We start from the raw sequence: 13,545 nt of genomic DNA, 5'->3' as shown, positions 1-13,545 counted from the left end.
ATTACTGATTTATAGATTCTAAACTAAATACGTTTTGCCCGTTATCATACATTAATATTTGTGCGTTAGAATTTGGCATTAACATTTGGTTAAGTACATTTAAATCCCAAGTATGCGGATTTTTAAACCATTCGGCAATGTTCATTTCAATATTAAATATAGCATCATTTGAAATAGTTACGTTTCCTAAATGCACTTCAAAAAAGGTGTCTTGCGGAAAGGTTGGGTTCATACCCGGGTTATCTGCAGCTCTAATAGCATGATAGTTGTACCCTTGTTCAGTATTAGAACTATTTAGAAATTTACCGTCTAATTGCATATAATGATAACCACCACCTAACATAGCAGGGACATTCCATGAAGTCGCGTTTAAATCTGGATATGCCCCATCAATATTTTTCTCATTTTTAAAACCAAAAATGAAAGAGACATTTGAATATGTGCCTTTTCGAATAGATACCGAAGGTGCAAAACTTAAGTTTTGATTGTTTGTAACATCTATCAAATTATAACCTTCAATAATAATGCTTTCACCATTAGAATTTTCAAATTTGATATCTGAGATTAAATAACGTAATCGTTCAATACTTAATTGATCATTGTTAGCATTGGTGAATTTTATGGAGTTAAAATCTTCATTGCTAACAGGTGTTTCATCCCAATTATGGCTAAAGTTAAAACTAAAATTAACCGTGTTGATTTTATCATCTGTACCACATGCAAACAATGAAAAAAGGAGTAGGATGGAGATGATTTTTTTCACTACAATTATTTTGTTTTAATAATTAAAACATCTGAAAACCCTTTGTTTTCCAGAATATCGATATCCGAACTACTCGATTCTCCAACAATTATAACAGATTTGTCATTAAGTTCAATAGCATCGTAGGCAAGATCAATATCTGATCCACCTATACTTTTTTGCCATTCTATTTTACTGCTACTATCAATTTTAATCACCCATGCATCATTTTGTCCATTATTATTGGTAAGGTTCTTATTAGCACTTCTTGAGCTTCCGCATATAATAAAACCACCATCTTGAGTTTTTGAAACAGAACGAGATGCATCAAAACTACTTCCTCCAAAGGTTTTTTCCCAAATCAAATTACCGTCAGGAGAAATTTTTATTACCCAAAAATCGGCCGCTCCATTATTAGCGGAAACATCAATATCATTGCTTCTGGTGTCTCCAACTATTAGGTAATTGCCATCATTAGTTTTAGTAATGGCTCTAGCTTCATCGGTTTGAGAACCTCCAAAAGATTTTTCCCAAATAAGTGCGCCAGTTTCTGAAATCTTGATAACCCAAAAGTCATAAGAGCCTTTATTGGTTTTGATATCTACATCATCGCTATCCGAAGAACCAATAAGAATGTATCCGTTATCATTGGTCTGAACAACATCAAAAGGGGTGTCTGTAAAAGAGCCTCCAAAATATCTGGTCCATTCCTGCTTTCCAGTTGAATTGAGTTTAATAGCCCAATAATCACCACCAGCATGTCTTTTATAAGAATAAGATTTACTATTTCCTTGTCCTCCTGATGCAGATACATCTAAAACCCCTATAAGAAGAAATCCGTTGTCGGCCGTTTCGATGATTGATATGCCGTCATCTGCTCCTGAAAAACCAAATGATTTTTCCCAAGCAATGTTACCGGAATCATCTGTTTTTAAAACCCAAAAATCATTAAAGCCATTATTGGTGGTAACATTGCCATCATTACTTTTGCTAGAGCCTAAAATTACAAAGCCGCTATCTGAGGTTTGAATTATGCTACTACCTCTATCATCATTACTTCCTCCATAGGTTTTTTGCCATTCTATGGCGTGGCTTTGATTGAATTTGAGTAGTAAAAAATCAAAAGATTCATCTGTTTTACCTGAGATATCACCATCGGCACTTTGCGTATAGCCTAGAATAGCGTACCCTCCGTCTGAAGTTTTGATCAATGAGCGACCGCTTTCGTTTTTAGAGCCGCCAAATGTTTTTACAAAATCTATTTCTAAAATTTCTGAATCTTTTTCTGAAACACTATTTTCCGAGCAACTAAAAATAAGTAAAGCAAATAGGGCTAAATATGTTTTGGGGCGAATCAACATAAAGTATAGTTGATTATAAATTATTTTTTTTTACTATAAAAAGACCGTTATTCATGTCACTTATAATAATATTTCCACTAGGAAAATAAGGGTAAACATTCCAAGCTCCATCAAATTCTGGCGCATCATTTTCAGGATAGGTGTCAAAGAATCCTATTTCTGAAAACGATTTGTTTTGAATGCCAGATATGTCTAAGATTTTTATTCCTGCTCTGTAATTCGCAAAATAGTACAAATTGTCTTTGATATAGCCATTATGATCTATAGCTGCGGATGAACCGAAATAATTAAAATGGAATATGGGGTTGTCCAAATCTGAAAAATCAAAAACTATGGTCTTGGTATTAATCCCTATCCTAAATTCATCTAATTCATCTCCCAGAATAAAATATTTCATATCTGAGGTAAACCAACCTTGGTGAGCATACCTAACGTTGTTGTATGTTATTGTTGAAATAACTACAGGATTTGACTTTTCAGTAACATCCGCTATAACTACTTCATTTTCATTACTTCCAATAAGGATTTCTCTACCAGTATAATCACTGTCAGGTCCATTATATGTTACTACTTGTGCATCATGGGAATAGCCGCCAGCTGCAAAACCTCCCTCAATAACCGGAGTAGTAGGGTTTTGAATATTTATAAAAACAGGTCCGCCTGAATAAATATTATTTCTATTACCTCCTACTATATAGGCATAGCCACTTTGTTCATTAATGACTATATTATGTGCCCGACCAATACCTGTGAAACGTATGTCTTCTGTAAAGTTTTCTGGCGGATTTGATATGTTTCTTAGTCTGCTTAAGTCAAAAACCTGCATACCGTGGCTATCTTCACCAACCACATTATCTGCAACTATAAAGGCATAATTATTATAAACTTTTATATCTCTCCAAGGACTTGAAATGGTAGCAGTTGCAAGTTTTCCTAGGAAAATAGGCGAATTAGGAATTGATATATCAACAAAGGCTACGCCATTATCAAGCCCCATTAAAGCATACTCCTTTTCAGTTGCCGGATCTGTCCAGCCCCAAGAATCATTACCAGAAGAGGCATTAAAAATACTAAGTGGTATATGTGCCATCAAGTCATAATCATTACATGGATAAATGTCGGCAAAACCGTTTTCGCAATATGCTAATGGCAAGTTGGGGTCGGCGTAGTCTTCATCACAGGCATTACCTATACCATCCCCGTCATCATCATTTTGATCTGGATTTGAGATAGATATACAATTGTCGTTTTGGTCTAAAACACCATCATTGTCCGTATCTACATTTTGTGGAGGTATTTCAACAGGTTCTGTATTGCATGATTGTAATAATGGAGTGAATGCTATAGAAAATAGAATTAAATAAAGAATTTTATTTAGGAAAAGTTTCATAGATGCAATTTTTTCTTTTCTATCAAATTTAGAAGAATATTATCAACTAACCTTTAGAACTTAATTATTTTAACGATAAAAACAAGTTAAAAGTATTATTTAGGTTTTTGTGTGCATGTTTTGCAATCAGTATAGTGAGTTTATAAAATAGCTTCTTATTTTTGCAGCATGATAGAAGATAAAAACAAACAGCGGACTCAATTAAGTGATTTAGGGGAGTTTGGATTGATTGATCATTTAACAAAGAATTTTGAAATTAAGCAATCCTCAACGGTTAAGGGCATTGGTGATGATGCAGCCGTTTTAGATTTTAAAAAGAACAAAATTGTAGTTACTACAGATCTACTTGTCGAAGGTGTGCATTTCGATTTAAGTTACATGCCATTAAAACATTTGGGATATAAGGCTGTTGTTGTGAACTTATCTGATGTATATGCAATGAATGCAAATGCTACACAAATCACCGTATCAATTGGAGTTTCAAATAGATTTCCTTTGGAAGCTTTGGAGGATTTATATGCAGGTATTATGACAGCCTCTAAAGTTTATAATATTGATGTTGTTGGTGGAGATACCACCTCTTCAAATACAGGATTGTTAATTTCTGTTACGGCTATTGGTGAGGTTGAAGAAGATAATGAAGTTTATAGAAATGGAGCAAAACCAAATGATTTATTGGTTGTAACTGGAGACCTTGGAGGTGCCTATTTGGGTTTGCAGGTTTTGGAAAGGGAAAAAGAAGTTTATAAAGTGAACCCTAATAATCAGCCTGATTTAGAGCCCTACTCATATGTTGTTGAGCGTCAGTTAAAGCCAGAGGCAAGAAAAGATGTGGTTAAATTATTGAAAAATTTGGATGTGAAGCCAACCTCAATGATTGACGTTAGTGATGGGCTTTCTTCTGAAATCATTCATATTTGTAAACAAAGTAAGGTTGGGTGCGATTTATATGAGAATAAAATTCCGTTAGACCCTCAAGTTATTTCAGCTTGCGAAGAATTTAATATTGATAGTACAACGGTTGCTTTAAATGGTGGTGAAGATTACGAGTTGCTTTTTACCATTTCTCAAAAAGATTTCCCGAAAATAAAAGCAAACCCTAGTTTATCCGTTATTGGATATATTAGAGAACCCCAGGATGGAATTCATTTAGTTACAAGGGCAGAAACTAAAATTCCAATTCAGGCACAAGGGTGGAAAAATTTTAATGCTTAAATGCCAATAAGTTTAAGTCTGAATTTAATTTTTTCCGAGCTTTTGTAATGCGCCTATTGTGGATGTTACCTAATACTTGATTTATTTCCTTGAATTTAGGGGTGAGGGCTGTAATATTTCCGCTACTGTCGGTAGTGAATTCCTTTTTACAATTATTACAAGTGTATTCTTTTACAAAATTTGTAACATGACGAGAGATGTAAAAATCATGTCCGAATACTTTGCAGTGAATGTACTTCATAAAACTTTTCGCTATTAATTTAATACTTTGAGAGGCAAGAGATTAAATGTATAAAAAAATCGATAAAAGTTTTGTTAACTGATTAACAAATCGATGAAGCGAATGATTTCCTCTTTAAACGGCGCATTCTAGATTCATGAATGCGTTCCAAAATGTTATTTATTTCTTTAAACTTTGGAGTAAGTTCAATTAAATTTCCATTGCTGTTTGTAGTTAGCTCTTTTTTACAGTGACAACAAGTATATTCTTTTACATGCTTGGTAACTTTTTTGGAAATTTCGTAATCATGACCAAAAAGCGAGCAATAGATGCTAGGAATAAACGCAGGTTTTCTAGTAGAATTTTTCATAACTCATAGATTTGGTACTGTAAACGTACGAAAAAAAGTATAAATAACGATTAAAAGTTATATAAATTCGATGAAATGCAATATATTTTGTAAGAAAATATGTTTATTTTCTATATAAGACATGTGGCCGCCACTAAATTCTACAACATTTACTTCTGTGTTTTCTGTTTGAGATTTTAAAGTATTGTAGGGAAGAGCAGGATCATTTTTTCCTATAATCATCATTTTTTTATAAGGCGAAAAATGAAGGAGCACCTCTCTATCTTCTCTAATTTTCATGCCCTCCAAAGCGGCAACAATTCCTTGAAGTGGTGTTTTTAGACATTCTTTTACAAGTGCATCTATTTCTTTTGAAAAGAGAGATTGGTTTTTTGGAGTAAAGAGGTTAGCGATGGCAATTCTAATAAAGGTTTTATGATTTTGTTTAACAGCTTCTATACCTCTATCTCTATTTATTTTCTTTTCGTGAGTATCAGCACTCGCAGTTGAATTCATCAAACATAAACCTTTTATATTATCCGGGTTTTTTTCAGCAAAAGCCAGAGCAACATAACCACCCATAGAGTGCCCAATTAGAATAGACTTTCTAATCCTTAAATGTTTTAAGACAGCTTCAACAGCTTCTGCCATTAATTCCATAGAATGGATATACCCTAAACATTCTGTTTTGCCATGACCTAATAGGTCTATACAAATAATTCTGTTTTTTTTCGAAAGTTGGGTTAGAAAAGGAGACCATATTTTTGAACTCTCTAAAAATCCGTGAAGTAAAACTACCGTTTTTCCTTTGCCTTCATCTGTATAAAAAACATTGATGCCTTTGTGTTCTAAAATCATAGATTTAAAGTAAGCCACAAAGGTAAAATGGATTACCCAAATTTACTAAGATTTCACTCTTTTTATAGCTGTAAAAGCTTTATCAACATATTCGTCTTCCACCAAAATGGTAAACTCATTTGTAGTAGAAAGCACTTCGTATAAAACAATACCTTCCCATGCTAATCGCTTGAAAAAATGATAATATAAACCAGCAATTTTTGAGTTGTCTTGAGGCAAATTGATACTAATGGCTGAGAGGCCTCCTTGAACCGCCAGAAAAGTTTCATTTATTAAATTTTCCTGAACGAATTCTTTAAGGCTACTGGAGATTATAATATTACTTTCATGAATCCCTCTAGTAAAGGTGTAAAACAACTTATTTTCTTGGTTAATTCTTGCTAAAATTTTGGCGTGATTATCAATTAAAGTATCTGAGTTCCTAACTGTAAAATCGGTCAGATTTGAACGTACAGTGATGTCTCCCAAATTTTGGATAACACGTTTCATTTTAATTGAATTCCCTAGCGTTGGTGGCGGATTATATCTTCTTAAAGCCATCATAATGGCTCCTGGTTTCACATCCTTTTTTAGCATTTTGCTAATAGGTTCAGTAAGTTCAACGGCTAAGGCACTGTAGTTAATAATGTTTCTTGATAATGCCTCCTCTAGGTACGGTTGTGTGATTAATATGTCTTCTACACAGTTAGATACGGTCTTCATGTTAATTATTTAACAATATGTGTAAAAGTAAACTTTTTTTTATAAAAATAGTTTGAATGAATAATCGAATTTTACTTTTGCACCTCAAATTGATGATAATGATGTGAATAGGTGATAATGCCTATTAGAATTAAGAAAATATATGAAAGTTTTAAAGTTTGGAGGTACTTCTGTTGGGTCTATTGAAAGCATTAATAATGTTAAATCCATTATTAATGATGGAGATAAAAAAATAGTAGTACTTTCCGCTATGTCTGGTACTACTAATTCATTGGTGAGTATTGCTTCAAAAATTGAAAGCAATAATATAGAGGAGGCTAAATTAGAAATAGAGGATTTATATAAAAAATATGTTGAAGTTGTAAATGAATTGTTGGTTGATGAAGGGCTGAAAGCTCAAGTAGGTACTTATTTATCTGAGCGCTTTAACTATTTGTTAGAATCTGCTAATCAGTCATTTTCCTTGAATTTAGAAAATCAAATATTAGCTCAAGGAGAATTGCTTTCAACCTTTATGTTTAATGCGTATTTACAACAAGAAGGTATAAATTCTCAGTTGTTGCAAGCATTAGATTTTATGAAAATTGACGCTATTAAAGAACCGGATTTAGATTATATAAGGGAGCGTTTAAATAATGTTTTAAAATGCACTCCAGAGGCTGAAATTTATATTACTCAAGGTTTTATTTGTTTGGATGATGAAGGAGCGGTTTCTAATTTACAACGTGGAGGTAGTGATTACACAGCAACTATTGTTGGAGCGGTCATTAAAGCAGAGGAAGTTCAGATTTGGACAGATATTGATGGGATGCATAATAACGATCCTAGATTTGTTGAAGGTACGCAGCCTATATCAAATTTATCCTTTGATGAGGCAGCGGAGTTAGCCTATTTTGGTGCTAAAATTTTACACCCACAGACGGTATTACCAGTAAGAGCAGATGGTATTCCGGTGAGGTTGAAAAATACTATGAACCCTCCTAAGCCTGGGACATTAATTAGTAGTAATCATGTTGAAAATGGTATAAAAGCCATTGCAGCTAAAGATAATATTACCGCAATTAAAATCAAGTCTGGTAGAATGCTTCAAGCACACGGCTTTTTAAGAAAAGTATTCGAAATCTTTGAAGTTCATGAGACTCCTATAGATATGATTACCACTTCTGAAGTAGCGGTTTCATTGACTATTGATGATGATAAAAATCTTGATAAAATTGTATCTGAATTAGAATCTATTGCCACAATTGAAGTAGATAAAAACCAGAGTATTGTATGTTTAGTAGGTCATTCTATTGTAAATCATGAAGGCACTTTTAAACTATTCCAAATTTTAAAAGATGTAAAAATTAGGATGATTTCTTATGGTGGAAGTAGAAATAACATTTCACTACTAATTGATACTGAAAATAAAATAGACACATTGCAAAAACTAAACGCATATTTATTTGAATTAGTCACTCTTTAAAATTAAGGTCAAAAGTTTTAGCAATAAAAAAGGGTCGTGACAAGCGACCCTTTTCCTTTTTATGAATTCATAATATCCTCAATTTCATCAGCTTCAATAGGAATGTTTTTCATTAAATTGAAAGGTTCTCCCTTTTCTTGAATAACAACATCATCCTCTAACCTAATGCCGAAACCTTCATCAGGAATATAAATGCCGGGTTCAACTGTAAAAACCATATTGGCTTGCATAGGTTCTGTTAAGATGCCATAATCATGTGTGTCTAACCCCATATGGTGACTTGTTCCATGCATTAGATATTTCTTATATGCCGGCCATTCAGGATTTTCATTTTGAACATCAGCTTTATCCAATAGGCCCAAACCTAATAATTCGGAAGTCATTATTTTACCTACTTCAATATGATATTCTTCCCAAAGTGTTCCGGGGACTAACATTTTAGTAGCTTCTTTTTTTACCCTATTCACCGCATTATAAACAGCTCTTTGTCGCTCATTAAATTTACCTGATACAGGAATAGTTCTGGTCATGTCACTAGAATAATTAGCGTATTCAGCTCCAACATCCATTAAAATTAATTCGCCAGCATTACATTGTTGATTATTTTCAATATAGTGTAATACATTGGCATTATTGCCAGAAGCCACAATAGGTGTATAAGCAAACCCCTTAGATCTGTTTCTTATAAATTCATGGATGTATTCAGCTTCAATTTCGTATTCCATAACGCCTGGTTTTACAAAACTCAAAACTCTACGAAATCCTTTTTCAGTTAAATTACAGGCATGCTGTATGAGTTCTATCTCTATTGGGTTTTTTACAGAACGAAGTCTTTGTAAAATAGGATTGCTTTTTGCTACTGAATGTGCTGGGTATTTTTCTTTCAGCCAATTTGTAAACCTATCCTCTCTGGTTTCAACATCAACATTAGAGCGGTAGTGTTCATTGGTGTTAATGTAAACTGTATCACATTGTGTCATGATTTCAAACATAATTTTTTCCATGTCCTGTAGCCAATAAACGGTTTTTATGCCGCTAACTTCAAATGCTTTTTCTTTGGTAAGTTTTTCACCTTCCCAAACAGCTATATGTTCATTGGTTTCTCTTAAGAATAAGATTTCTCTATGTTTTTCTTTAGGACAATCCGGGAATAAAACCAATATACTTTCCTCTTGATCTACGCCTGATAAGAAAAAAATGTCTCTATGTTGTTGAAAAGGCAAGGTACTATCAGCACTGATTGGGTATATGTCGTTTGAGTTAAAAACAGCTAAACTGTTTGGTTTCATTTTAGAAGCAAAATTCTTTCTATTGTTAATAAAAAGTTTGCTATTTATTTGAGAGTATTTCATTTTATTTAAATTTATCGGTTAAAAGTAGCAAATAATTAATAAATTTTTAAGTGCGAATCGAGATAAATTAGAGTTTGGCGAATTAGTAAAACAGGTTGAATAGAGTAAGGTTTATTTTTGGTTATAATAGAGAAAAAATTAAATATTCTTTGATAGATGACTATGATGAGATAAAGGAATTTCATTAGAAGCTTTATATAATCATCATAATAAATACTTAGTTTCTTTATGTAATGGCAAAGAATAGTATTGAATAATATAAAGTTTTCATTTTGATAGGTTTTCTTTAAATTCATTCTAAATAACAAAACATGACATTTGTTATTTGTCTAAAATGTCCACCTAACCTACCTTTGCCTTTCATAAATTAACTTCAAAAAAATGAGCGGATTTTTCAAATCTTCAATTGGAAGAAAAGTAGCCATGGCGCTTTCAGCATTCTTCCTAATGTTTTTCTTAATCATTCATTTAGCAGTTAACCTTACTTCAATTTTTAGTGAAGATTTATTCAATGAGCTGTCTCACTTCATGGGGACAAATCCAGCTGTACAATTTGCAATGCAGCCAGTATTATTATTCGGGGTGGTTTTTCACTTTGTAATGGGGTTTGTTTTAGAGTTGAGGAACAGAAAAGCTATTGGTGTATCTTATGCTAAAAATAATGGAGCTGCAAACTCTACTTGGATGAGTAGAAACATGATTTATAGTGGATTGGTAATACTAGCGTTTCTGGTATTACATTTTATTGATTTCTGGATTCCTGAGATCAATGTAAAATACATTCAAGGTGATATGTCTGGAATGCATGATGGTGAGTTTAGATACTTTCATGAATTACAGCATAAATTTTTAAGTCCTGCCAGAGTGGGAGCCTATGTAATTGCATTTATATTACTTGCATTACACTTGCTTCACGGATTTACATCGGCGTTTCAGTCAATGGGTTCTACAGCAGGTAGAAAGAAAGCGTTGCAAACTTTTGGAAAAGTTTATTCTATAATTATCCCATTAGGATTTATTATAGTGGCTGTTTATCATCATTTTAATCACCATTAATTTTTAGAATATGAGTGTTTTAGATTCAAAAGTACCAAAGGGTCCAATTAAAGATAAGTGGACTACTTATAAAGATAAAATAGATTTAGTAAACCCTGCTAACAAACGTAATATTGATGTTATAGTTGTTGGTACAGGTTTAGCTGGTGGTTCTGCTGCTGCAACATTAGCAGAATTAGGATATAATGTAAAGGCTTTTGCTTATCAAGATTCACCTAGACGTGCGCATTCTATTGCGGCTCAAGGAGGTATCAATGCAGCAAAAAATTACATGGGTGATGGTGACTCAACTTACAGATTGTTTTATGATACTGTTAAGGGAGGTGATTATCGTTCTCGTGAGGCTAACGTACATCGTTTAGCTGAAGTTTCTGGAAATATCATAGATCAATGTGTGGCACAAGGTGTTCCTTTTGCTCGTGATTATGGTGGGTTGTTAGACAACCGTTCTTTTGGTGGGGTTCTAGTATCAAGAACGTTTTATGCTAAAGGACAAACGGGTCAGCAATTATTATTAGGCGCTTATTCTGCAATGAACCGTCAAATTGCTCGTGGTAAAATACAAATGTACAATCGCCACGAAATGTTAGATGTAGTTGTTGTTGATGGAAAAGCAAGAGGTATTATTACTAGAAACTTAATTACTGGTGAAATTGAACGTCATTCAGCTCACGCAGTAGTAATTGGTTCTGGTGGTTACGGAAATGTATATTTCTTATCAACCAATGCCATGGGGTCTAATGCAACCGCTGCTTGGAAAATTCATAAGAAAGGAGCATTTTTTGCAAACCCTTGTTATACACAAATTCACCCAACTTGTATTCCACGTTCAGGGGATTATCAGTCTAAGTTAACCTTGATGTCTGAGTCACTTCGTAATGATGGTCGTATTTGGGTTCCAAAAAATATTGAAGATGCTAAGGCAATTCAGCAAGGAAAATTAAAGCCTACTGATTTAGCTGAAGAAGATAGAGATTACTATTTAGAAAGACGTTATCCTGCTTTTGGTAACCTAGTACCTCGTGATGTGGCATCTAGAGCTGCAAAAGAGCGTTGTGATGCAGGTTACGGGGTTAATGCTACTGGTGAAGCGGTTTATTTAGATTTTGCTGCGGCGATTGAAAGATATGGAAAAGAGCAAGCTAAAATTCAAGGTATTGATAATCCTTCTGCAGACAAAGTTTACGATTTAGGTCAAGCTATTGTTGAGGCCAAATACGGAAACTTATTCCAAATGTATGAGAAGATTGTTGATGAGAATCCATACAAAACGCCTATGATGATTTATCCTGCAACGCACTACACTATGGGAGGTGTTTGGGTAGATTATAACTTGATGACTACTGTTCCTGGGTTGTACTGTATTGGAGAAGCTAATTTCTCTGATCACGGAGCCAACAGATTGGGAGCATCTGCCTTAATGCAAGGACTTGCAGATGGATATTTTGTGTTACCATACACCATTGGAGATTATTTATCTGATGAAATTAGAACTGGTGCTATTCCAACAGATACACCTGAGTTTGAAGAGGCTGAAAAAGCTGTGAAAAGTCAGATAGATTTCTTTATGAATAATAATGGAACCAAGTCTGTAGATCATTTCCACAAACGTTTAGGTAAAGTGATGTGGGATAAAGTAGGAATGGCACGTAATGAGAAAGGTTTAAAAGAAGCCATGGCTGAAATTAAAGCTATTCGTGAAGAGTTCTGGAAAGATGTGAAAGTTCCAGGTATTGCTAACGAGATGAACCCTGAATTGGAAAAAGCAGGTAGAGTTGCAGATTTCTTAGAGTTAGGAGAATTGTTTGCTAAAGATGCCTTAATGAGAGAAGAGTCTTGTGGTGGTCACTTTAGAGAAGAATCTGTTGAAGAATCTGGTGAGCAAAAAGGAGAAGCAAAACGTAATGATAAGGATTTTGCTTTTGTTGCCGCTTGGGAATTTAAAGGAGAACCTGCAGATGCAGTCCTTCATAAAGAAGAATTAGAATTTAAAGACATTGAATTAAAACAACGTTCATACAAATAAGAAAGTTATGTCGGGAAAAGGAATGAATTTAACATTAAAGATTTGGCGTCAAAAGGATGCTCAATCTAAAGGTAAGATGGAAACTTACAATGTAACTGATATTTCAGAACACATGTCTTTCTTAGAAATGATGGATGTTCTAAATGAGCAATTAATTGCTTCTGGTGATGAGCCTGTAGCTTTTGATCATGATTGTAGAGAAGGTATTTGTGGAATGTGTTCTTTATATATTAACGGTGAAGCTCACGGACCAGATAGAGGCATTACAACCTGTCAATTACATATGCGTATGTTTAATGATGGCGATACTATTTATATTGAACCATGGAGAGCAGCAGCTTTTCCGGTAATCAAGGATTTGGTAGTAGACAGAACATCTTTTGAAAGAATACAACAAGCAGGAGGATACATTTCTGTAAATACCTCTGGTAACACTCAAGATGCAAACGCATTACCTATTTCTAAACACGCTGCCGATGAGGCTATGGATGCGGCAACTTGTATTGGTTGTGGTGCTTGTGTAGCAACTTGTAAAAATTCATCAGCAATGTTGTTTGTAGGTGCTAAAGTATCTCAATATGCTTTATTACCTCAAGGACAAGTTGAGGCTGCAGATCGTGTTAAAAATATGGTAGCTCAAATGGATTTAGAAGGTTTTGGTAACTGTACCAATACTGGTGCGTGTGAAATTGAGTGTCCTAAAGGAATTTCATTGGAAAATATAGCTAGAATGAATAGAGAATTAATGAAAGCTAGTATTAAATAGACTAGTAAAAAATAATTTTTAAAAGCCCATAAAATTTAATTCT

The 13,545-nt window shown here is 33.8% G+C and carries 13 protein-coding genes; 5 read left to right on the top strand and 8 right to left on the bottom strand.

Annotation, left to right across the window (positions count from 1 at the left end):
• Position 1: 1 nt before the first annotated feature.
• The 3 genes from FUA22_RS10000 to FUA22_RS09990 are packed head-to-tail and all read right to left on the bottom strand — an operon-like array spanning position 2 to position 3,493.
• Positions 2 to 763 (bottom strand): MbnP family protein, encoded by a 762-nt coding sequence (locus FUA22_RS10000; RefSeq protein WP_147767879.1) that lies wholly within the window; start codon positions 761 to 763, stop codon positions 2 to 4.
• A gap of 5 nt (positions 764 to 768) precedes the next feature.
• The gene (locus tag FUA22_RS09995; RefSeq protein ID WP_147767877.1) at positions 769 to 2,103 is read right to left on the bottom strand and encodes a hypothetical protein; all 1,335 of its coding nucleotides are present in this window, start codon (positions 2,101 to 2,103) and stop codon (positions 769 to 771) included.
• A 13-nt stretch (positions 2,104 to 2,116) separates the two neighbouring features.
• Positions 2,117 to 3,493, bottom strand: coding sequence for a choice-of-anchor B family protein (locus FUA22_RS09990; protein ID WP_147767875.1), 1,377 nt, complete (start codon positions 3,491 to 3,493; stop codon positions 2,117 to 2,119).
• A gap of 168 nt (positions 3,494 to 3,661) precedes the next feature.
• Between FUA22_RS09990 and thiL the strand changes: the two genes are divergently transcribed.
• Entirely contained in the window at positions 3,662 to 4,708 is a 1,047-nt protein-coding gene (gene thiL / locus FUA22_RS09985; protein WP_147767873.1) for a thiamine-phosphate kinase, read from the top strand.
• Here the strand turns inward: thiL and FUA22_RS09980 are convergent.
• The 4 genes from FUA22_RS09980 to FUA22_RS09965 form a co-directional block, all read right to left on the bottom strand.
• Positions 4,698 to 4,949 (bottom strand): hypothetical protein, encoded by a 252-nt coding sequence (locus tag FUA22_RS09980; RefSeq protein WP_147767871.1) that lies wholly within the window; start codon positions 4,947 to 4,949, stop codon positions 4,698 to 4,700. The two genes, thiL and FUA22_RS09980, sit on opposite strands and share 11 nt — an antisense overlap.
• Before the next feature lie 82 nt (positions 4,950 to 5,031).
• A complete protein-coding gene (locus FUA22_RS09975; RefSeq protein ID WP_147767869.1) occupies positions 5,032 to 5,298 on the bottom strand; it encodes a hypothetical protein in 267 nt (88 codons plus the stop codon).
• A gap of 57 nt (positions 5,299 to 5,355) precedes the next feature.
• Positions 5,356 to 6,135, bottom strand: a complete 780-nt coding sequence (locus FUA22_RS09970) for an alpha/beta fold hydrolase (RefSeq protein WP_147767867.1) — start codon at positions 6,133 to 6,135, stop codon at positions 5,356 to 5,358.
• Positions 6,136 to 6,180: 45 nt separating this feature from the next.
• Positions 6,181 to 6,837: a hypothetical protein gene (locus FUA22_RS09965; protein WP_147767865.1), complete on the bottom strand. Its 657-nt coding sequence runs from the start codon at positions 6,835 to 6,837 to the stop codon at positions 6,181 to 6,183.
• 142 nt (positions 6,838 to 6,979) lie between these two features.
• Between FUA22_RS09965 and FUA22_RS09960 the strand changes: the two genes are divergently transcribed.
• Positions 6,980 to 8,302 carry an aspartate kinase gene (locus FUA22_RS09960; protein ID WP_147767863.1) on the top strand — a complete coding sequence of 441 codons (1,323 nt, stop codon included), beginning with the start codon at positions 6,980 to 6,982 and terminating at the stop codon, positions 8,300 to 8,302.
• A 59-nt stretch (positions 8,303 to 8,361) separates the two neighbouring features.
• On the opposite strand, the gene FUA22_RS09955 is transcribed toward FUA22_RS09960, so the two are convergent.
• Entirely contained in the window at positions 8,362 to 9,654 is a 1,293-nt protein-coding gene (locus FUA22_RS09955; protein WP_147767861.1) for an aminopeptidase P family protein, read from the bottom strand.
• A 381-nt stretch (positions 9,655 to 10,035) separates the two neighbouring features.
• Between FUA22_RS09955 and FUA22_RS09950 the strand changes: the two genes are divergently transcribed.
• From FUA22_RS09950 to FUA22_RS09940, 3 genes are read left to right on the top strand one after another with little or no spacing between them, the layout of a single operon-like run.
• Positions 10,036 to 10,710 (top strand): succinate dehydrogenase cytochrome b subunit, encoded by a 675-nt coding sequence (locus tag FUA22_RS09950; RefSeq protein ID WP_147767859.1) that lies wholly within the window; start codon positions 10,036 to 10,038, stop codon positions 10,708 to 10,710.
• A 10-nt stretch (positions 10,711 to 10,720) separates the two neighbouring features.
• Positions 10,721 to 12,736 carry a fumarate reductase/succinate dehydrogenase flavoprotein subunit gene (locus tag FUA22_RS09945; RefSeq protein WP_147767857.1) on the top strand — a complete coding sequence of 672 codons (2,016 nt, stop codon included), beginning with the start codon at positions 10,721 to 10,723 and terminating at the stop codon, positions 12,734 to 12,736.
• A gap of 22 nt (positions 12,737 to 12,758) precedes the next feature.
• A complete protein-coding gene (locus FUA22_RS09940; protein ID WP_147769060.1) occupies positions 12,759 to 13,502 on the top strand; it encodes a succinate dehydrogenase/fumarate reductase iron-sulfur subunit in 744 nt (247 codons plus the stop codon).
• Positions 13,503 to 13,545 lie beyond the last annotated feature (43 nt).

This window comes from Seonamhaeicola maritimus (assembly GCF_008056315.1).
GTDB lineage: Bacteria > Bacteroidota > Bacteroidia > Flavobacteriales > Flavobacteriaceae > Seonamhaeicola > Seonamhaeicola maritimus.
The sequence above is the reverse complement of the archived record's forward strand: the minus strand, read 5'-3'. Positions and strand labels throughout refer to the sequence as shown.

Excerpts from the sequence above, each read along its gene's own strand:
- FUA22_RS09950 (WP_147767859.1), top strand. The coding sequence starts at position 10,036 with ATGAGCGGATTTTTCAAATCTTCAATTGGAAGAAAAGTAGCCATGGCG.
- FUA22_RS09975 (WP_147767869.1), bottom strand. The coding sequence starts at position 5,298 with ATGAAAAATTCTACTAGAAAACCTGCGTTTATTCCTAGCATCTATTGC.
- FUA22_RS09970 (WP_147767867.1), bottom strand. The coding sequence starts at position 6,135 with ATGATTTTAGAACACAAAGGCATCAATGTTTTTTATACAGATGAAGGC.
- thiL (WP_147767873.1), top strand. The coding sequence starts at position 3,662 with ATGATAGAAGATAAAAACAAACAGCGGACTCAATTAAGTGATTTAGGG.
- FUA22_RS09945 (WP_147767857.1), top strand. The coding sequence starts at position 10,721 with ATGAGTGTTTTAGATTCAAAAGTACCAAAGGGTCCAATTAAAGATAAG.
- FUA22_RS09955 (WP_147767861.1), bottom strand. The coding sequence starts at position 9,654 with ATGAAATACTCTCAAATAAATAGCAAACTTTTTATTAACAATAGAAAG.
- FUA22_RS09995 (WP_147767877.1), bottom strand. The coding sequence starts at position 2,103 with ATGTTGATTCGCCCCAAAACATATTTAGCCCTATTTGCTTTACTTATT.
- FUA22_RS09940 (WP_147769060.1), top strand. The coding sequence starts at position 12,759 with ATGAATTTAACATTAAAGATTTGGCGTCAAAAGGATGCTCAATCTAAA.
- FUA22_RS09965 (WP_147767865.1), bottom strand. The coding sequence starts at position 6,837 with ATGAAGACCGTATCTAACTGTGTAGAAGACATATTAATCACACAACCG.
- FUA22_RS09960 (WP_147767863.1), top strand. The coding sequence starts at position 6,980 with ATGAAAGTTTTAAAGTTTGGAGGTACTTCTGTTGGGTCTATTGAAAGC.
- FUA22_RS09980 (WP_147767871.1), bottom strand. The coding sequence starts at position 4,949 with ATGAAGTACATTCACTGCAAAGTATTCGGACATGATTTTTACATCTCT.
- FUA22_RS09990 (WP_147767875.1), bottom strand. The coding sequence starts at position 3,493 with ATGAAACTTTTCCTAAATAAAATTCTTTATTTAATTCTATTTTCTATA.